The organism is Streptomyces odontotermitis, assembly GCF_050510915.1.
Taxonomy (GTDB): Bacteria; Actinomycetota; Actinomycetes; order Streptomycetales; family Streptomycetaceae; genus Streptomyces.
Map to the genome: position 1 here is coordinate 176935 of NZ_JBNJLS010000012.1, position 18064 is coordinate 194998.

Below are 18064 nucleotides of genomic sequence, written 5' to 3' on the forward strand. Positions count from 1 at the left end.
GAGTGCGTGACCGAACCAGAAAGGCCCCCATGTCCCTCCCGGATACCGACGTCCGCCCGGACGCCGAGTTCGACTCCCTGATCGCCGGCCCTCTGCCTCCCGCCTCCCCCATCTCTTCCGCCTCTTCCACCTCCTCCGCCTCTTCTGCCTCTCCCGCCCGGCCGCCCCTGCCCGAGCCGCAGTCCGAGGCCGAACTCCTGGTCATCGAGCGGACCCCCACCGAACTCCCGGCCACCGAGATGTCGCCCGACGACGCCTGCCGCAGGGTGCGCGACGAGCTGATGCTGGACGGCAACGCACGCCTGAACCTCGCCACGTTCGTCACCACGTGGATGGAGCCGCAGGCCCGGCAGCTCATGCAGGAGACGGCCGAGAAGAACCTCGCGGACCGGGCCGAGTACCCGCGCATCACGGCCATGGAAGAGCGGTGCGTACGGATGCTGGGGCGGCTCTGGCACGCACCGCGCCCCGAGCTCGTGCGGGGCTGCTCCACCACCGGGTCCAGCGAGGCGGCCATGCTCGGCGGGCTCGCCCTCAAGCGCCGCTGGCAGGCGCGCCGCCGCGCGGCGGGCCAGGACACCGCCCGGCCGAACATCGTGATGGGCGCGAACGTCCAGGTCTGCTGGAAGAAGTTCGCCAACTACTTCGAGGTCGAGCCCCGTTGCGTCCCGATGGAACCCGGCCGCCACCACCTGACCGCCGACGACCTCACCGCCTACTGCGACGACAACACCATCGGCGTCGTCGCCGTGCTCGGGTCGACGTTCGACGGCTCCTACGAGCCGGTCGCCGAGATCTGCGCGGTCCTCGACGCGTACCAGTCCGCCACCGGCACCGACATCCCCGTCCATGTGGACGGGGCCTCGGGCGCCCTGGTCGCGCCGTTCCTCGACCCGGACCTGCGGTGGGACTTCCGGCTCCCGCGCGTCGCGTCCATCAACACCTCAGGGCACAAGTACGGCCATGTCTTCCCCGGCATCGGCTGGGCGCTGTGGCGCGACGGCGACGCGCTCCCGGACGACCTCGTCTTCAACGTCGACTATCTGGGCGGCAGTTCGCCCACCTTCTCGCTGAACTTCTCCCGGCCCGGGGCGCACGTCGTCGCGCAGTACTACAGCTTTCTGCGGTACGGCTTCGCGGGCCTGCGGCGCCTCGCGGCCGAGAGCCGCCGCACCGCCCGCTCCCTCGCCCTGGAGATCGAACGCCTCGGCCCGTACGAGCTGATCACCGACGGCTCCGAACTCCCCGCCCTGGCGTTCCGACTCGCCCCCGGGACCGGCGACTTCACGGTCTTCGACGTCTCGGACGCCATGCGCTCCCGGGGCTGGCAGCTGCCCGCCTACACCTTCCCCGCGAACTGCGAGCACATCGCCGTGCTGCGCCTGGTCCTGCGCACGGGCTTCACCGCGGACCTCGCCCGCCTCTTCATCAACGACCTGAGGCGCACCACGGAAGCCCTCATGGCGCGCGGCACAGCCTGGTGACGCTCGCTTCCGCCAGGGAATCCGCGAGCTCCGCGAGACCGGCGATCCCTCCGTCCCCGTCCCCGCCCCCGTTTCCGCTCCGGCCCAGGGTGTGCAGCGCCAGAACATGCCCCCGGATCACGGACTTGACGTCGCCGACGCCCACCTGAACGCCGGCGGCCCGCAGTTCGCCGAGGAGCCGCTCGCCCCGTACGGCCGCGGCTTCCGGTGAGCTGTCGCCGGAGGGGGCCGCGGCCCGCTTCCTGCATACGATGACGGAGTCCAGGTTCGACGGTTCCTTGCCGCCCTTCGTGACGCTGGTGCTCATCTCGCCCTTGATCGGCTGGATGGCCGTGACGGCGAGACCGGCGTCGGCGAGGGCCTCCACGATGCTCACCCATCCTGAGAGCCGCGCCTGGTGATACGTGAAGGCCAGCAACCCGCCTGGTTTCAGGACCCGTTCGCATTCCTTCCAGACCCGCGAGATCGCGTCCCTGAACTGCTGCGGGTCGGCGCTCTGCACTTCCTCCGTGTTTCTGGTCGTCCCTTCGGCGGGGTAGCCGGGGAAGGGCTTCATGCCGGTGAGCCAGGCGTGGAAGAAGTCGGCGAGTTCTGAATAGTGGACGTTGTCCATATAGGGCGGGTCGGTGATGACGAGGTCGACGGATTCCGAAGGGATGTCCGTACGGGACGAATCGCCGTTTCGGATGTACACGTCGTGCCCGTCCGTGAGCCCGTGCTCGGGCCACCCGTCCACGAGTTGCCCATCGAAGGGAACCGACAATCCCGTCGCTCTCTGCACGCGCCCGTCCGCCAGCACTTGGTCGAAGGGGGCGCTCTTGTAGTCGTGGGCACGGAGCACGCGGCTGCGGAACAACGTGGAGAAGGAACCGGACGAGGCGGGCGTTCCCCACGGGTGGGCTTCCAGCGGAGTGCGTTCCGGCTTCAGGATGTGGTGGCTGAACATGTGCCGGACGGCTCCTGTTCCTTCGCCCTTGAAGGAACAGAACATGTTGTTGAATTCGAGCGTCCCGGAGAACAGGGCGACCAGCGCCTCCCGTTCGGCCTCGCCCACGTCCAGGTCGCGGATCGCGGCGCCGAGGAGTCCCAGCGAGTAGAGCTGCCGGTCGTTGAAGAACTGGCGCCACTCGGTGAACCCCCACCGCATGGCCTGGCGCGTGTTCTCCCCGAGGTCGAGCCGGCCGGTCGGCAGCACCAGCTCCTGCTCGGCGGCGGCGAGAAGGTCCGCGCACTCCGCGTACAGGGCCCTGTCGAACGCGTCGACGGGCTCGTACCGCTTCTTGCCGTCGTTGCCCAGAACGAGCTTCGCGAACATCTCGCGCTCGGGAATTCTTCCCTTCAGGGCATCGAGCACCTTGGAGGTATGACCGCTGGGGCAGGTGACCTGACTCCGATTGACGGCGCCTTCCTTGCCGAAGCGATGCCCCTTGCGACACGTCGCCGCATCGAAGTCGTAGCGCCCGGTCTGCACGTCCAGACACTCGGGGCAGACCAGTTGGGCTTCGGGAACTCGCTTCGGGTAGGCGTGCTGCGAGTACACATGGCTGGAGAAAAGGCGGGTCCTGGCATCGCATTGCGGGCAGTGCGCCGCCGTGACCCAGAAGTAGTAGAGGACCGTCTCTCCGCTTTCGGCGCGGTGGACGCGGTCGATCTCTTCCCTGCACCTGGTCTCGACGTCCTTGAAAGCGCCCTGCAATTCCGCGAGATCCCACCGCTGCACGGCCTGACGCTGAACGAGCGTCGCGACCGGATTGATGTCCGAACCGATTACCGAGGCGCCCATTTTCACCGCTTCGACAACGGTCGTGCCGGACCCCGCGAAGGGATCGAAGACGACCACACCGGGCAGGGTGACGGCACTGCCGTAGGTGCGCAGGGCATCACCCTCCGCCTCGGTGACGGCGGCGGCAAGAATGCCGCGAAAGACACTGCCCAGGCGCTTGGCCCACCATTTGTGCGTGCTGGTCGCGGGGCGATGGACTTCCTTGCGCCACGACTCGTTCTCGGCGATCTTGCTGAGTTCCACGGCAGGGAAGGAGTACTCAAGTGCGGACGAGGCCGGAACGCGCGAGTATGCCTGGGACTCCGTAGCGAAGTGGAACTCCGTAGCGAAGAGGGCCAGGTCGTCGGCGCTCGGGTTCTTCATCGATCTCATCCAGTTGAGTACTTGCGGGGGACTCGCCTCGTGGGCTTCATGGCAACTGCGCCGGCCGGATCTCCTGCCGCCCGGTACGCCATGAATTTGCGCGCGGTACCGGCTGTCGGATTCTCTGCGAGTTCCGTGCGCAGCGAGTTGTCGTCGAAGTCGAAGGTGTATTTCGCCGCGATTCTATCAGCATCGGTCCGCACCAGATTTCCGGCCGACCGCAGGGCATCGAGCTCGTCGAGCTCCGCATTCTCGGGCGCGATCAGCGTGCAGTTTCCGACCAGACCGTCCGCCAGCGCATAGGGAGTTGGCGCGACGTACATCTTGCGGTCGCGCACCAATATGTCCCCGTAGGAGCCGAAGTCGCGGAAGCTGTCGTTCTTGTGCTCGTAGTCGTGGTGGGCATTCAGGAAATCGCCATGGCAGACGACGAGATCGAGAACGGCGAATTCATCTCTCTCGGGCCTCTTGGGATATCTGCCGAATACGTAGTAGATGGACCGTCCGTCGTGCACACCCGTCGCGAGCTGGCTGTTGCAGTCGAAATCGGCCTGCCTGCCCGGATCTTCGAGCCCCTTCACCTCGTAACCCTCGAGGTGATCGGTGATGACGTAGTCCGGGTACTTGTTCCGCTTCGTCTCTTCCCAGCCGAAGCCCGTCTCGTCGAGGCGATCGCCCACCCAGTCCTGAAAGTGGAACTCCTTGTCCCGCCTGCTTCTGCGGTGGATCAACTCCCCGCGCCGCATGGCCTCGAAGCAGGAGAGGAACAAGGAGGTCACGGTCACCGCTGTCACGATTCATCCCTTTTGCGGCCGGTGCTGCTGCTGTCGACTGGTGTGCCGGGAACACTAGCCGGACCGGACGCGCGGGCTCGCCCTCCGAGACGTGCGTGAAGCCGTCGGACGGGTCGCCGAGGTAGCCCGCACCCCGAGGGCGCATCGACAAGCGTGCGGCGATACTCGACGCCGCGTTCACCGTCTTCGCGCGGCGCGGCTACGCGCGGGCGTGCGTGAAGGAGATCGCCGAGGAGGCCGCGGTCGCCAAGCCGACCGTCTACAACCACCTCAGCGACAAAGAGAACCTCTTCCGCCACGCGATGGCCGCGGCCGCCGACGTCGTGATGGCCGAGAGCCTCGCCGTCGTCGAGCGGCTGCGCGTACCCGGGGCGGCGGCCGGAGCAGCGGCCGGGGCGGAGATCAGGGGCACGCTCGACGAGCTCGGCCGGGGACTCCTCAAGGTGTGCTGCGGTGAACGGGCCCGGGCGCTCAGGGCGTTGACGTACGCGCAGCTCGCCACGTTCCCCGATCTGGCCGAGGTGGTGCAGGGGCGCACGGCGGAGCGGCTCGGGGCGGCGCTGTCCGACCGGTTCGCGCGGCTCGCGCTCGCGGGGCGGCTGCGGATCACGGATCCGGACGGGGCGGCGGAGCAGTTCATGGCCCTGCTCACCGGGCCGATGGAGGCACGCTCCCGGCTCGGCACCCGGCGGGTGAGCGCCGCCGAGACGCGGGAGGTCGCTCGGGCGGCCGTCGACACGTTCCTGAAGGCGTACGGGGTTGAGGCGGACCCGAACTAGGGCCTGTCCGGCCTCGACTCGGCGCGGGTTCTGGCCGACGCGCTCTGTTTAGAGGCCGGATACCCGGATAGTCGGGTGGTGCCGCCGGACAGGACGGACGGTGCAGCCCTGCATCGCCTGACCGGGAGCGGCTGATGGGCGGAGGTACCGCCATGACCGAGAACATGTGGAATTACCCGGCCACTGCCGGCCACGCCCCGACCTGTGATCTCACGGGGTACAGGGTGGAGGCGACCGACGGGCACATCGGGAAGGTCGACAAGTACTCCAACGCCGTCGGTTCGCAGTACATCGTCGTGGACACCGGTATGTGGATCTTCGGCAAGGAGGTCCTGCTGCCTGCGGGCACCATCGTGAGCATCGATGCCGAGGCGGAGACGGTGCACGTGGCGCGCACGAAGGCCGAGATCAAGAGCGCGCCGGAGTTCGACAAGGAAAAGCACCTCGGTGACCCCGACTATCACGACCAGCTCGGCTCGTACTACGGCACGCCGGGCGCACCCGGTACGCCGGGTACACCTGGTGCTCCGGGCACGCCTGGTGCTCCGGGTGCGGGGCCGACGACACCCGGCCGCCCCATGATCTGACGGGCTGTCATGTGGGTGGCAGGGGGAGAGGGCCGGGCCGCCGTTCGTCGCGGCCCGGCCCTCGTGCTCCCGCTCCCGGGGTCCGGGCTTCAACCGCCCGGGCGCTGCCACATGGCCGTGTCAGGAAAGAGGCCGCAGGATGGATGGGGCGCCACTTTGCCCCGTATGCGAGAAATTGCCGTATGCGAGAAGTGGTCGTATACGGGAAATCGCCCGTCCATGCGTCTATGCGTCCATGCGTCCATGCGAGAAAACATCCATCGAAAGGTGCGCGCAGTCCATGAATGACCTCACAGGCGAAGCGACCACCACGGACGCCGGAGTTCCGGTCGAAAGCGATGAGCACTCGCTCACGGTCGGCGCCGGCGGGCCGATCCTGCTGCAGGACTCGTATCTGATCGAGCAGATGGCGCAGTTCAACCGGGAACGGATTCCCGAGCGGCAGCCGCACGCCAAAGGCAGCGGCGCCTTCGGCCACTTCGAGGTCACGGGCGACGTCAGTGCCTACACGAAGGCCGCGCTCTTCCAGCCGGGCACCCGGACTGAGCTGGTGACCCGGTTCTCCACCGTCGCCGGTGAGCGCGGCAGCCCGGACACCTGGCGGGACCCGCGCGGTTTCGCGGTGAAGTTCTACACGACCGAGGGCAACTACGACATGGTCGGGAACAACACCCCGGTCTTCTTCGTGAAGGACCCGATGAAGTTCCAGCACTTCATCCGGTCCCAGAAGCGCCGGGCGGACAACAACCTCCGCGACCACGACATGCAGTGGGACTTCTGGACCCTCTCGCCCGAATCCGCGCACCAGGTCACGTGGTTGATGGGAGACCGCGGCATTCCGCGTACCTGGCGCCACATGAACGGCTACACCTCGCACACCTACATGTGGATCAACGCCGAGGGCGAGCGGTTCTGGGTGAAGTACCACTTCAAGACCGACCAGGGCATCGAGTACTTCACTCAGCACGAGGGTGACCAGATGTGCGCGGCGGACACCGACTACCACACCCGGGATCTCTTCGAGCACATCCGCGACGGCGACTTCCCCAGCTGGACGCTGTTCGCGCAGATCATGCCGTACGACGATGCCGCCACCTACCGCTTCAACCCGTTCGACCTGACCAAGGTGTGGCCGCACGCCGACTACCCGCTCGTCGAGGTCGGCAGGATGACCCTGGACCGCAACCCGACGGACAACCACGCCGAGATCGAGCAGGCGGCGTTCCAGCCGAACAACCTGGTCCCGGGCATCGGTCCGAGCCCCGACCGGATGCTGCTGGCGAGGCTGTTCTCCTACGCCGACGCGCACCGCCACCGCATCGGCGGCAACTACCAGCAGCTGCCGGTCAACGCCCCCGTAGCGCCCGTGCGCACGTACTCCAAAGACGGCGCCATGGCCTACCGCAAGACCGAGGACCCGGTGTACGCGCCGAACTCCAAGGGCGGCCCGGCGGCCGACACGGACCGCTACGGCACCCCGCCCAGCTGGTACGCGGACGGCGACATCACCCGCGCCGCCTACGTCGACCACGCCGAGGACGACGACTGGGGCCAGCCGGGCACCCTGGTGCGCGAGGTCCTCGACGACGCCGCCCGCGACCGTCTCGTGGACAACGTCGTCGGTCACCTGCTCAACGGGGTGAGCGAACCGGTGCTCGTGCGGGCCTTCGCGTACTGGTCGAACATCGACAAGGCCATCGGTGAGCGCATCGAGCGGGGAGTGCGGGCCAAGGCGGACGAGAAGGACCCCAAGGCCGCGGAGCAGGGGAACCCGGCGCGCAGCAGCATGCAGGACAAAGCCTGATCCCTGCTCTCCTTGATCGTTACGTGCGAGGCGCGCAGAGAGGTCAGACCGGCGACTTCATCACGTCTCCGTCACCTCCGTCACCGCCAGCGCCCCGCCCCGCAGACTGCCGAGCCACAGCCGTCCCTCCGCGTAGTACGCGCTGGTCGCGATGCGGAAGCCCCGGGGCGGCCGCCGGACGTCGTGGACCGTGCGGCCCCCGTCCGGATCGACGGCGAGTGCGCGGACCGACGGCCGCGGGCCCGGCAGCAGGCGGGGCGGCAGCGCCGCGAGCGTCCGGCGCAGGGCGGCCGGGCCCCGGTGCAGCAGTGCGACCAGCGGGTCGCGCGGTCCGGCGAGCGCGACCCAGATCAGGCCGTCGTCCGCGACCGTGAGGTTGTCGGGGAAGCCGGGCAGCGCGTCGGCCAGGACGTCGTGCTCCCCGGCCCGCTCGCCGTCGAGGCGGACGCGGACGAGGCGGTACGCGCCGGTCTCGGCGACCACCGCGTACGACTCGTCCGCGGTGAGGACCACACCGTTGGCGAACTGCACGCCGTCGAGGAGGACTTCGGCGGAACCGTCGGTGCCGAGGCGGATCAGCCGGCCGGTGCCGACGTGCTCCAGCAGGTCGCGCTTCCAGTCCGGCAGACCGTGGCGGGCACTGGCGTCGGTCACGTACACGGTCCCGTCCCTGGCCTCCACCACATTGCTGCACAGGCCCAGCGGGACGCCCTGCGCGGCGGTGAGCAGGACGCGCACCGTCCGCGTGGCGAGGTCGACCGCCAGCAGGCCGCGCTCGGCGTCGCACACGAGCAGCGTGCCGTCGGACCGCAGCGTCAGGCCCAGCGGGCGTCCTCCGGTGTGCGCCACCTCGCGCACCCGGCCGGTGGCGGGGTCGACGCTCAGGATGCGCCCGTCCGCCACTCCGGTCAGGAGCCCGCCCCTGCCGTCACCGGTGACGTGCTCGGGTCCCTCCCCGCCGAGCGGCAGCAGCCGTAAGGCGGCGGATCCGTCGTTCCTGCGGGGCATCGTCACTCCTGCGGGTCGTCGGCGTCACGGTCGCGGCGGGCCCGTACGCAGCGGATCATCTCCTCAGCGTAGGGGAGGGCGACGCACAGCCCGACCCCGGCGGTGATCGCACCGAGGTAGCCCGCAGGCAGGGGGCGCCGCTTCGGCAGGAGCTTCCAGGCGTCGGCCCGGCCGTCGCCCTTCATGGCCGCCCGGACCTGGTCCCAGTGCAGGCACGTGGTGAACGCGGCGGCCGTCAGCGGCAGCACTTCGAGGAAGCTGTGGATGTGCTGTTCGACGGGCCGCACCTCACGCTTGTCGGTGGCCAGCGACACGTCCCACAGCGCGGTCGCCCCGTGGGTGAGCGCCGCGCCGCCCATCAGGGACAGCACCAGCGGGTTGATCCTGGCGGTGAGCCCCGCGACGACGGGCACGCCGGCCTCGGTCATCATCAGGGCGTGCACCGCCGACTCCCGTACCCCACTGGTGTGTTCGATGTCCGAGCGGCGGTGCATCACCCAGTCGGCGACGGCCGGGACGAACCACAGGGGCAGGACGCCGTACAGCAGGAACCTCCGGCTGGCGTTCTCCACGTCGTCCGCTCCCGGCGGGATCCGCAGGTCGGGGTGGGAGCGCCAGCGCTGCCAGCGGGTGAGCGTCGAACGGCGGCGGATGCCCATGACTTCCTTTCGTCGGAATGCTTTTCGTGGGTGCGGTGCGGAGTCCGTCAGCGTGCGGTGAGCCGGAACTGGCTCTCGCGTTCCTGGTCCCCGGAGACCGACCCCGCGTCCTCGACGGTGAAGGCATGCGCCAGGGCCGCGCGAACGGTCGTCACGTCGTGCGGCGCGCCCTGTGCGGTCAGGGACACCGGGCCGTCGAGACCGCCCGTCCGCGACCCGCCCGCCGTGTTCGGGTCTGTCGTCCCGGCGTCCAACTCGGCGGTCCAGACCGTGGCTTGTCCGGCACCGGCACCGGCGTCGGGGGCGCCCTGTGCGGGGGAGCGGTCGGGGAACTCCTCGGTGAGATGCGTGAGCACACAACGGGCGTCGTGTTCCGTGCAGTTGCTCACGGTCACGGTGACCGGGTGCTGGTTGAGCGTGGTGTTCATGAGGCTCTCCTGGGGCGTCGGTGTGGTCTTGGGGGTTGGGGGGGGCGGGCCCTGGGTTCAGCCGGTCCACCGCCACTCGACGATCTCGGGCAGGTCGGTGCCGTGCTCGCGGATCCACCGGTGGTGCCGGGTGCGGGCGTCGGCCATGCGCTGCCGGGTCGCGGCGGCGGGCACCGCGAGTCCCGGCACGCGGTCGATGACGTCCATGACCAGGCGGTAGCGGTCGAGGTCGTTGCGGACGACCATGTCGAAGGGCGTCGTCGTGGTGCCCGATTCCTTGTAGCCGCGCACGTGCAGGTCGGCGTGTCCGGCCCGCCGGTACGTGAGGCGGTGGATGAGCCACGGATAGCCGTGGTAGCCGAAGATGACCGGCTTGTCGCGGGTGAAGAGGCCGTCGTACGTGGCCTCGCTCATGCCGCACGGGTGCTCCTCGGCCGGGAGCAGCGTGGTCATGTCGACGACGTTGACGACCCGCACGGCGAGGTCCGGCAGGTGCTGGCGCAGGAGTTGGGCCGCGGCGAGGACCTCCTGGGTGGGGACGTCGCCCGCGCAGGCGAGCACCACGTCGGGCTCGCCCCCGTGCTCCGTTCCGGCCCACTCCCACACGCCTGCCCCGCGGGCGCAGTGGGTGCGTGCCTGGTCCAGGGGGAGCCAGTCGGGGCTCGGGTTCTTGCCCGCGACGACGACGTTGACGTGGTCGCGGCTGCGCAGGGCCCGGTCGGCCACGACGAGCAGGGTGTTGGCGTCCGGCGGGAGGAAGACGCGGACGACCTCGGGGCTCTTGTTGAGGACGTGGTCGATGAAGCCGGGGTCCTGGTGGGAGAAGCCGTTGTGGTCCTGGCGCCAGACGTGCGAGGTGAGCAGGTAGTTGAGGGAGGCGATGGGGGCGCGCCAGGGCAGTGCGCGGGAGGTCTTCAGCCACTTGATGTGCTGGTTGACCATCGAGTCGACGATGTGCACGAACGCCTCGTAGCAGGAGAACAGCCCGTGGCGCCCGGTGAGCAGGTAGCCCTCCAGCCAGCCCTGGCACATGTGTTCCGACAGCACCTCCATGACCCGGCCCTGCGGATCGAGGTTCTCGTCGACGGGGAGCATGCGCTCCTGCCATGCCTTGCCGCTGGCGGCGTAGACGGCCTGCAGCCGGTTGGAGGCGGTCTCGTCCGGCCCGACGAGGCGGAAGGTGCGGTCCCGCGCCGTGTCCGCCATGAGGCGTGCCAGCAGGCCGCCGAGGACCTCGGTGGGGGAGTGCAGGGTGGCGCCGGGCTTGTCGACCGCCACCGCGAAGTCCTCCAGCGGCGGCAGGGGCAGGTCGCGCAGCCGCAGCCCGCCGTTCGCGTACGGCGTGGAGCCGAGGCGCCTGGTGCCCTCGGGGACGCAGGCCAGGACCTGGGCGCTGGGCCGGCCGTCGTCGTCGAAGAGCTCCCCGGGCCGGTACGAGCGCAGCCAGCTCTCCAACTGGGCCAGGTGCGCGGGGTTCTCGCGCACCTCGGGGAGGGGGACCTGGTGGGCGCGCCAGGTGTTCTCGACCGGTACGCCGTCGACCTCTTCGGGGCCGGTCCATCCCTTGGGGGTGCGCAGCACGACCATGGGCCGGCGCACGGGGGCGGCGGCCTCGCCGGTGCGGGCGGCGCGCTGGTGGTCCGCGATGAGGTCGAGTGCCCGGTCGAGGGCGGCGGCCAGTTCCTGGTGCACCCGCGCCGGGTCGTCGCCCTCGACGTGGAGGGGGAGGTGGCCGTAGCCGCGCAGCAGGGCGTCGAGTTCGTCGTGCGGCATCCGGGCGAGCAGCGCCGGGTTGGCGATCTTGTAGCCGTTCAGGTGCAGGATCGGCAGGACGGCGCCGTCGTGCACGGGGTCGAGGAACCTGCCGGAGTGCCAGGACGCGGCCAGCGGACCTGTCTCCGCCTCCCCGTCGCCCACCACGCACGCGACGACGAGCCCCGGGTGGTCGAAGGCGGCTCCGTATGCGTGGGTCAGGGAGTAGCCGAGCTCGCCGCCCTCGTGGAGGGAGCCGGGAACCTCCGGTGCCACGTGGCTGGGCACCCCGCCGGGGAACGAGAACTGCCGGAACAGGCGCTCCATCCCCGCCTCGTCGCGGCTCACGTCCGGATACACCTCGCTGTAGCTGCCCTCCAGCCAGGTGTTGGCGAGGACGGAGGGGCCGCCGTGCCCGGGTCCCCAGACGCACAGGGCGTCCAGGTCCCGCCGCTTGATGACGCGGTTCAGGTGGGTGTGGACGAGGTTCAGGCCGGGGGAGGTCCCCCAGTGGCCGAGCAGCCGCGGCTTGATGTGCTCCGGGCGCAACGGCTCGCGCAGCAGCGGGTTGGACATCAGATAGATCTGCCCCGCCGCCAGGAAGTTGGCGGCGCGCCAGTGGGCGTCCAGCGCGCTCAGCTCGTCTTCTGTCAGTGCGGGGGCGGCTGGATCGGCCGTGGTCATCGGATGCTCCCGGGACGGAACGAGATGGGCGGGCCTGGTCGTGGTCGGGCGGAGGCGGGGCCTCCCGCGGTGGGCGGCGGGGCCTCCCGCGGCCGGGCGGCTGCGCGGTGGCCGCGAGGACGGTCGCTCGCGAGTTCCCACGGACACCGAACGCATGCGCCCGGTGCCGGGCCCCTCCCAGCGTGACCCACTCGGCCCGCCCACGCATCCAGGTCGCGGCCCCGGGCCGCGCATGACGCTCTCCCGTCGTGGGTACGCGGGACGTCCCGCGCACCCACGGTGATGTGGCGAGACGCCGCGCGGTGTGAGCCCCTGGAAGGGGGCTCCGCTCTACGGAAGGACATGACATGCCCGCAGGATCAAGCCGCAAGAGGGAACGCCAGTACGAGCACGTGAAGGCGAGCGCGAAGAAGCGCGGCGAGTCCACGGCGCGGGCCGAGGAGATCGCGGCGCGCACCGTGAACAAGGAGCGGGCTCGCGCCGGAGAGTCCCGTACCGCCAGCCGTACCTCTGTCAAGGACCCCAAGTCTGCCTCGGAGCGCGGAGGTTCACGCTCGCACCAGGGTGCGCAGGGCCGCACCAAGGACCAGCTCTACGCCGAGGCTCAGCGCAAGAACATCAAGGGCCGCTCGTCGATGAACAAGGCGGAACTGGCCAAGGCGGTGGGGCGCTGAGCAGACCACGTGAGGAGCGCGTGATGACACGCTACGGATACTTCCTGGCGAGCGAGGAGTTCGCCCCCGCGGAGCTGCTGGACCAGGCCAGGGCCGCCGAGCAGGCGGGCTTCGACTGCCTGGCGATCTCCGACCACTACCACCCGTGGACCGGTGAGCAGGGCCAGAGCCCCTTCGTCTGGACGATGATCGGCGCACTCGCCCAGGTCACGTCACTGCCCGTGACCACGTTCGTCACCTGCCCCACCGTCCGGATGCATCCGGCGGTGAACGCCCAGGCCGCCGCCACCGCGGGCGTGGTCACAGGAAATCGGTTCCGCTTCGGCGTGGGCACCGGAGAGGCGCTCAACGAGCACATCCTCGGCGATACGTGGCCGGCCGCGGACGTCCGCATGGAGATGCTCGAAGAAGCCGTCCAGATCATCCGGAGCCTCTTGACCGGGGACGAGGTCACCCACAGGGGGCGTCACTACACCGTGGAGAACGCCCGCCTGTACACGGTCCCGGACGAGCCGGTGCCGGTCCACGTCTCCGGGTTCGGCCCCAAGGCCGCCGCGCTGGCGGGGCGCATCGGGGACGGGTTCGTCACGATGACCCCGGACGAGGAGCTGGTCGGGCAGTTCCGCCGCGCCGGAGGCGGTCACAAGCCCGTCCTCGGCGGCCTCAAGGTCTGCTGGGGCACCGACAGGGAGCAGGCCGTCAAGACGGTCCACCGGTTGTGGCCGACCCAGTTCCTGCCCGGCGAACTCGGCCAGGTGCTGCCCACCCCTTCGCACTTCGAGCAGGCGTCGACCCTCGTGACCGAGCAGCCGGTGGCGGACGGCGCGGTCTGCGGCGACGACGCGGACGAGCACGCCCGTGCCGTCACCGCCTACTCCGACGCCGGGTTCGACGAGGTGTACGTGGGCCAGATCGGCCCGGAGCAGCAGGGCTTCTTCGACTTCTACCGCAGCGAGGTGCTGCCGCGGCTGCGTGCGGCCTGACCCACGGCCGCCGCCTCCTGGTCCTGGCGGGTGTCCCCGTCAGCCGGTCCCCGTCAGCCGACGATGCCGGGCAGCGCCAGCGCGCCGAGCACGGCGGTGCCCAGCACGAACCAGGCGATGTAGTCCCCGATGTGCCCCGAGTGCAGCCGGCGCAGGGGCGCCGCCCAGGCGGACGGCTCCGTCGGCGCCGTCCGCCGCACGGCGAGGGCCGCGCCCCCGGCCGCGCAGGCCGTGGCCAGTACGCCGGTGAGTACGGCGGCCGCCGTCCAGTGCGGCACCGCGGCTTCCGGGCCGCCGAACGCCCGGCCGACGCCCGCCGCCAGGGCGGGCACGAGCCCCGCACAGAGCGCGCCTGCGAGCAGCGCCGCGGGCACGGCCACCATCGGCAGCGGGACCCGCCGCCCCAGGGGTTCCTGTGTCTCGGGCTCCTCGTCCCCGGACGTCGAGGCGGTCGTCTCCGGACGCTCGGGCCGCGGGCCCGCGCCCAGGAACACCCGCGCCCCGGCCCGCAGCGCCGCCGCTCCCGTCACCGCGGAGACGACGAGGAACAGCACGGCGGTGGCGCTGCCCGAGGTCTCCTCGGTCACCCCCTTGCCCAGCGCGGTGCCGAAGGGCGGCAGGCCCGCCAGGGCGAGTGCGCCGATGCCGTAGAGCACGGCGACGGCAGGCAACTCCCTTGCCCGCCCGTGGAGTTCGCGTTCGTCCACGCTTCCGTAGCGGTCCAGCAGGATGCCGGTGCAGGCGAACAGCGCGGCCTTGGCGCCCGCGTGCCCCAGGATGTAGAGGGCCACCCCGGCGGTCGCCTCGGGGCGCAGCAGCCCGATGCCGACGAGGAAGAGCCCCGTGTGGGCGACCGTCGAGAAGGCGAGCATGCGCTTGAGGTGCTGCTGCTGCCAGCACATCACCGCGCCGAGCAGTGCGGTGGCGGCGCCCAGGGCCACGAGGCAGTGGGTGAAGTCGGCGGCGGGCAGCCCGCCGGGCCCGGCGAACACGGTGGTGTACACCCGCCAGACGCCGTAGACGCCGAGTTCGACCATGACCCCCGACAGCAGCATGCACACCGGGGTCGGGGCCACGGCGTGGGCGTCCGGCAGCCAGAAGTGGAAGGGGACGGCGGCCGCCTTCACCAGCAGGCCCGCCGTCACCAGGACGAAGGCGCCCAGGACGAGCCCGTCCGGCGGGCCTCCGGCGCGCAGCGCGTCCCCGATCCGGTGCATGCCCAGCTCGCCGGTACGGGCGTACAGCAGCGTGATGCCCATCAACGTCGCGTACGCGCCGAGGGAGTTGACGACGCCGAAGGTGAGGGCGCCCTGCACGGCCTTGGGCTCCTCCACCCGGTAGCCCGTCAGGGCGTACGCGACGACGCCCATCAGCTCGAAGAAGACGAAGGCGTTGAACAGGTCGCCGGTCAGCGCGAAGCCGCACATGCCCGCCTGGAAGAGCAGGACGAGGGCGGGGAAGGCGCCCGCACGTCCGTGGGGCACTTCGTCGAAGTAGCGCCACGAGTAGGCGAGTACGGACACGGTGAGGAGGGAGACGAGGGTGGCGAGACCCGTGCCCGGGGCGTCGCCGAGGAGCACGATTCCGACGCTCTTGCCGTCGACGGGGTCCCAGCCCCCGACCCACTCCGTGGCGTCCGGCGAGGAGTGCGCGAGGAGGAGGGAGCAGAGCGCCGCGGTGGCGGCGGCCACCGCGGCGGCGATGCCGTCGGCGGCCGTGCGCGGCAGCACGCGGCCGACCGCGACGAGGAGAGCGGCGCCCAGCAGGGGCAGGGCCACGACCAGGGGCAGCAGTTGGCTCATCCGCGCAGCTCGGAGAGTTCGTCGGGGTCGGCGGTGCCGTGGCGCTTGGCCACCTGGACCACGAGGGCCAGGAGCAGGGCGGTGACCGTCGCCCCCACGACGACGTCGGTGAGGGTGAGGGCCTGCACCACGGGGTCGACCAGGGGGTGGGAGTGCGGGGCCAGATCGGAGTGGACCGGCGCGGTGCCGCCCGCGCGGTAGCCGACGGCCAGGAGCAGCACGTACGTCGCGGACTGGCAGACGGCCAGGCAGCCGACGGCGTGCACCAGATGGCGGCTCGTGGCCAGTCCGTAGCAGCCGACGAGGAAGATCCACCCGGCGATCAGATAGGGGAACGTCTGCATCACGTCGTACTCGCCCCTTCCGCGCGGGCCGGCGAATCGGTGATCTCGACGGCCTGGTCGAGGAAGCGGGACAGCAGCACGACCACCGCGCCGGCCACCTCGATGCCGACCGCCAGGTTCAGCAGCGGCACGACACCGCCCGACGTCAGGGTGTTGAACGTCCCGTACGGCACAAGGGTGTTGGCCAGGAAGGCGGAGCCGCCGATGAGCCCGGCCACGCCGACGAGCAGATACGCGGCCTCGCCGACCGCGTCACCCACCTCGTACAGCGCCACCGGACGGATCCGCTCCAGGGCCCGGTAGTCCACCCCGGCATAGAGGAGGTGCACGGCGGTGGCCACGATCACGCCGCCCTGGAAACCGCCGCCCGGACTCAACTGGCCGTGTGCGACCACGTACAGGCCGACGACCAGCACGATCGGGAGCGCGACGAGCGCGTAGCGCCGCACCCAGCGGTCGACGGCGGCGGAGCCGGGCGGCACGCGGTCCTCGTCGCGCGTCTGACGGAGCAGGACGACGGTCCCGAGGACGGCGGCGAACAGGATGGACTCCTCGCCCAGCGTGTCGAACGCGCGCAGGTCGAAGTTGATCGACGCGACCACGTTCGCGGTGTGCCGGGCGAGGGCCTCGTCGGTCGCGCGATCGCCGTACGGGTGCCGGTCGCCGCCGAAGCGCGGCAGGCGCAGGAACGCGGCGACGAACAGCGCGGCCACCCCGGCAGCGCCGACGCCGAGCACCCACCACCGCGCCCGGGTCCTCACCGCCGCGCCCCGTCGTCGGCGTCGGCCGGGCGCTCACGGCGCCTGACCTTGCGTACGGACAACAGGATCAGCAGCGGCGTCAGCACGGACCCGACGGCCAGTTGGGACAGCGCCACGTCCGGTGCCTGCAGGACCGTGAAGAGCGCGGCGAGGGCCAGCCCCAGCACCGCCAACACCAGTGCCTGCCGGGCCGGTTCACGCGTCACGACCGCCACCGTCGCCGTCGCGGCGACCAGCAGGAGGCATACGGCGATGATCAAGTCGTGGTCCACAGGGCGTTACCTCCGTGTTCGCTCATCGCGTCGCTTCTTCCGTCACGCCCGCGGACAGGGCCCGCAGGGCGATCACGTTGCCGAGGGCCACCAGGGTCCCGATGAGGGCGAGCTTCGCCATCGGCCTGCCGAACGCCGTGTCCGCGCAGACGGCGACGGTCACGGAGAGGGAGGCCGCCACGCACAGGGCCGTCAGCACCGTGGCCCCGCGTGAGCCGCCCGACCTGCCGGCGGGCAGATCGTCGGCCAGCAGACGCACGCACACGAGCGTGCCCGCGGGGCCGAGCAGCGACAGGACGAGGGAGAGATCGACGTACGAGGGACGCCCGTAGCCCTGAGCGATCAGGAGGAAGGCGAGGGCGATCACGGTGCTGCCCGTGTTCTGCGCGAGCACCCTGCGGGACAGCGGGCCGGACGCCACGCCCCAGATCACCGGCGGGACCCCGAGTGCCAGGAGTGCGGTCCCGCACCAGAGCCAGGCGTTCACTCGGAGGCCGCCGCGCGGCGGGCCGCCGTGGCGGCCAGGGCCCCGGCGAGGGCGCAGCCGGCACCGGCGGTCAGTTCGGGCACGTCGACGCCGCTGATCAGGACCATCCACAGGGCGACGAGTGCGAGCCACCAGCACAGGAGTTCCGCACCGGCGCGCAGGATCCCGCCGCGCGGTCCCCTGGCCCTCCCCCTCGTCCGCACGGCGTCCGTCGCGTGGCGGGTCAGGCGCGGCACAGGCAGAACGGATGGCCCGCCGGGTCGGCGTAGACACGGAAGCCGCGCTGCCCGTCCCGGTCGTCGAGGTCCAGCGGCATGGCACCGAGCGACAGCGCCTGCGCCTCGGCCGCCGCCATGTCCGTGACGTGGAAGTCGAGGTGCAGCTGTTGGGAGTCGTCCCCGCGGGGCCACCGGGGCGGCCGGTGGTTCTCGGCCCGCTGGAAGGCGATGCGGTGTCCGCCGGGGGCGTAGAGGTCGTACCAGTCGTCGCCGTCCTGCTTGATCTCACCCCCGAGGAGCGCGGCGTAGAAGCCCGCGAGGGCGGCGGGGTCGGGGCAGTCCACGGCGACGAGACAGTATGTGGCTACGGGCATGGCGGCTGTTCTCCTTGTCCACGT

The 18064-nt window shown here is 70.9% G+C and carries 18 protein-coding genes and 1 pseudogene; 6 read left to right on the forward strand and 13 right to left on the reverse strand.

The features are described from left to right. Positions 1-29 precede the first annotated feature (29 nt). Positions 30-1484, forward strand: coding sequence for a glutamate decarboxylase (gad, locus tag ACQB60_RS29340; RefSeq protein WP_496929107.1), 1455 nt, complete (start codon positions 30-32; stop codon positions 1482-1484). On the opposite strand, the gene ACQB60_RS29345 is transcribed toward gad, so the two are convergent. Next, the gene (locus ACQB60_RS29345) at positions 1459-3630 is read right to left on the reverse strand and encodes a DNA methyltransferase (protein ID WP_496929108.1); all 2172 of its coding nucleotides are present in this window, start codon (positions 3628-3630) and stop codon (positions 1459-1461) included. The genes gad and ACQB60_RS29345 overlap by 26 nt on opposite strands. A 5-nt stretch (positions 3631-3635) precedes the next feature. After that, positions 3636-4424: a hypothetical protein gene (locus ACQB60_RS29350; protein WP_496929109.1), complete on the reverse strand. Its 789-nt coding sequence runs from the start codon at positions 4422-4424 to the stop codon at positions 3636-3638. A gap of 143 nt (positions 4425-4567) precedes the next feature. Here ACQB60_RS29350 and ACQB60_RS29355 point away from each other — a divergent pair, with 143 nt between their 5' ends. The 3 genes and pseudogenes from ACQB60_RS29355 (at position 4568) to ACQB60_RS29365 (ending at position 7594) form a co-directional block, all read left to right on the forward strand. Next, positions 4568-5203 (forward strand): TetR/AcrR family transcriptional regulator, encoded by a 636-nt coding sequence (locus ACQB60_RS29355; protein ID WP_496929190.1) that lies wholly within the window; start codon positions 4568-4570, stop codon positions 5201-5203. Between the two features lie 152 nt (positions 5204-5355). Then, a pseudogene (locus ACQB60_RS29360) lies at positions 5356-5694 on the forward strand (PRC-barrel domain-containing protein); the annotation flags it as partial. A gap of 376 nt (positions 5695-6070) precedes the next feature. After that, positions 6071-7594: a catalase gene (locus ACQB60_RS29365; RefSeq protein WP_496929110.1), complete on the forward strand. Its 1524-nt coding sequence runs from the start codon at positions 6071-6073 to the stop codon at positions 7592-7594. 60 nt (positions 7595-7654) lie between these two features. On the opposite strand, the gene ACQB60_RS29370 is transcribed toward ACQB60_RS29365, so the two are convergent. The 4 genes from ACQB60_RS29370 to ACQB60_RS29385 are packed head-to-tail and all read right to left on the reverse strand — an operon-like array spanning position 7655 to position 12125. After that, positions 7655-8602, reverse strand: coding sequence for an SMP-30/gluconolactonase/LRE family protein (locus tag ACQB60_RS29370; protein ID WP_496929111.1), 948 nt, complete (start codon positions 8600-8602; stop codon positions 7655-7657). 2 nt (positions 8603-8604) lie between these two features. Continuing rightward, positions 8605-9261 (reverse strand): diguanylate cyclase, encoded by a 657-nt coding sequence (locus tag ACQB60_RS29375; RefSeq protein ID WP_496929112.1) that lies wholly within the window; start codon positions 9259-9261, stop codon positions 8605-8607. Between the two features lie 47 nt (positions 9262-9308). Beyond that, positions 9309-9689, reverse strand: coding sequence for a hypothetical protein (locus ACQB60_RS29380; protein WP_496929113.1), 381 nt, complete (start codon positions 9687-9689; stop codon positions 9309-9311). Between the two features lie 57 nt (positions 9690-9746). Beyond that, positions 9747-12125: a phosphoketolase family protein gene (locus ACQB60_RS29385; protein WP_496929114.1), complete on the reverse strand. Its 2379-nt coding sequence runs from the start codon at positions 12123-12125 to the stop codon at positions 9747-9749. A gap of 347 nt (positions 12126-12472) precedes the next feature. Between ACQB60_RS29385 and ACQB60_RS29390 the strand changes: the two genes are divergently transcribed. Both ACQB60_RS29390 and ACQB60_RS29395 read left to right on the forward strand, forming a co-directional pair. Next, a complete protein-coding gene (locus ACQB60_RS29390; protein WP_496929115.1) occupies positions 12473-12799 on the forward strand; it encodes a plasmid stabilization protein in 327 nt (108 codons plus the stop codon). A 23-nt stretch (positions 12800-12822) separates the two neighbouring features. Continuing rightward, entirely contained in the window at positions 12823-13782 is a 960-nt protein-coding gene (locus tag ACQB60_RS29395; protein WP_496929116.1) for a TIGR03557 family F420-dependent LLM class oxidoreductase, read from the forward strand. Between the two features lie 53 nt (positions 13783-13835). Here ACQB60_RS29395 and ACQB60_RS29400 read toward each other — a convergent pair whose 3' ends face one another. From ACQB60_RS29400 to ACQB60_RS29430, 7 genes are read right to left on the reverse strand one after another with little or no spacing between them, the layout of a single operon-like run. Further along, positions 13836-15584 carry a complex I subunit 5 family protein gene (locus ACQB60_RS29400; protein ID WP_496929117.1) on the reverse strand — a complete coding sequence of 583 codons (1749 nt, stop codon included), beginning with the start codon at positions 15582-15584 and terminating at the stop codon, positions 13836-13838. Beyond that, positions 15581-15931 (reverse strand): sodium:proton antiporter, encoded by a 351-nt coding sequence (locus tag ACQB60_RS29405; RefSeq protein ID WP_496929118.1) that lies wholly within the window; start codon positions 15929-15931, stop codon positions 15581-15583. Before ACQB60_RS29405 ends, ACQB60_RS29400 begins: the two co-directional genes overlap by 4 nt. Beyond that, positions 15928-16689, reverse strand: a complete 762-nt coding sequence (locus ACQB60_RS29410; protein ID WP_496929119.1) for an MnhB domain-containing protein — start codon at positions 16687-16689, stop codon at positions 15928-15930. Before ACQB60_RS29410 ends, ACQB60_RS29405 begins: the two co-directional genes overlap by 4 nt. Continuing rightward, positions 16686-16961 carry a Na(+)/H(+) antiporter subunit B gene (locus ACQB60_RS29415; RefSeq protein ID WP_496929120.1) on the reverse strand — a complete coding sequence of 92 codons (276 nt, stop codon included), beginning with the start codon at positions 16959-16961 and terminating at the stop codon, positions 16686-16688. The genes ACQB60_RS29410 and ACQB60_RS29415 overlap by 4 nt, the downstream gene beginning before the upstream one ends. A 22-nt stretch (positions 16962-16983) precedes the next feature. Beyond that, positions 16984-17448, reverse strand: a complete 465-nt coding sequence (locus tag ACQB60_RS29420; protein WP_496929121.1) for a monovalent cation/H+ antiporter complex subunit F — start codon at positions 17446-17448, stop codon at positions 16984-16986. Further along, positions 17445-17684: a hypothetical protein gene (locus ACQB60_RS29425; protein ID WP_496929122.1), complete on the reverse strand. Its 240-nt coding sequence runs from the start codon at positions 17682-17684 to the stop codon at positions 17445-17447. Before ACQB60_RS29425 ends, ACQB60_RS29420 begins: the two co-directional genes overlap by 4 nt. Next, entirely contained in the window at positions 17672-18040 is a 369-nt protein-coding gene (locus tag ACQB60_RS29430; RefSeq protein WP_496929123.1) for a VOC family protein, read from the reverse strand. Before ACQB60_RS29430 ends, ACQB60_RS29425 begins: the two co-directional genes overlap by 13 nt. Between the last annotated feature and the right edge of the window lie 24 nt (positions 18041-18064).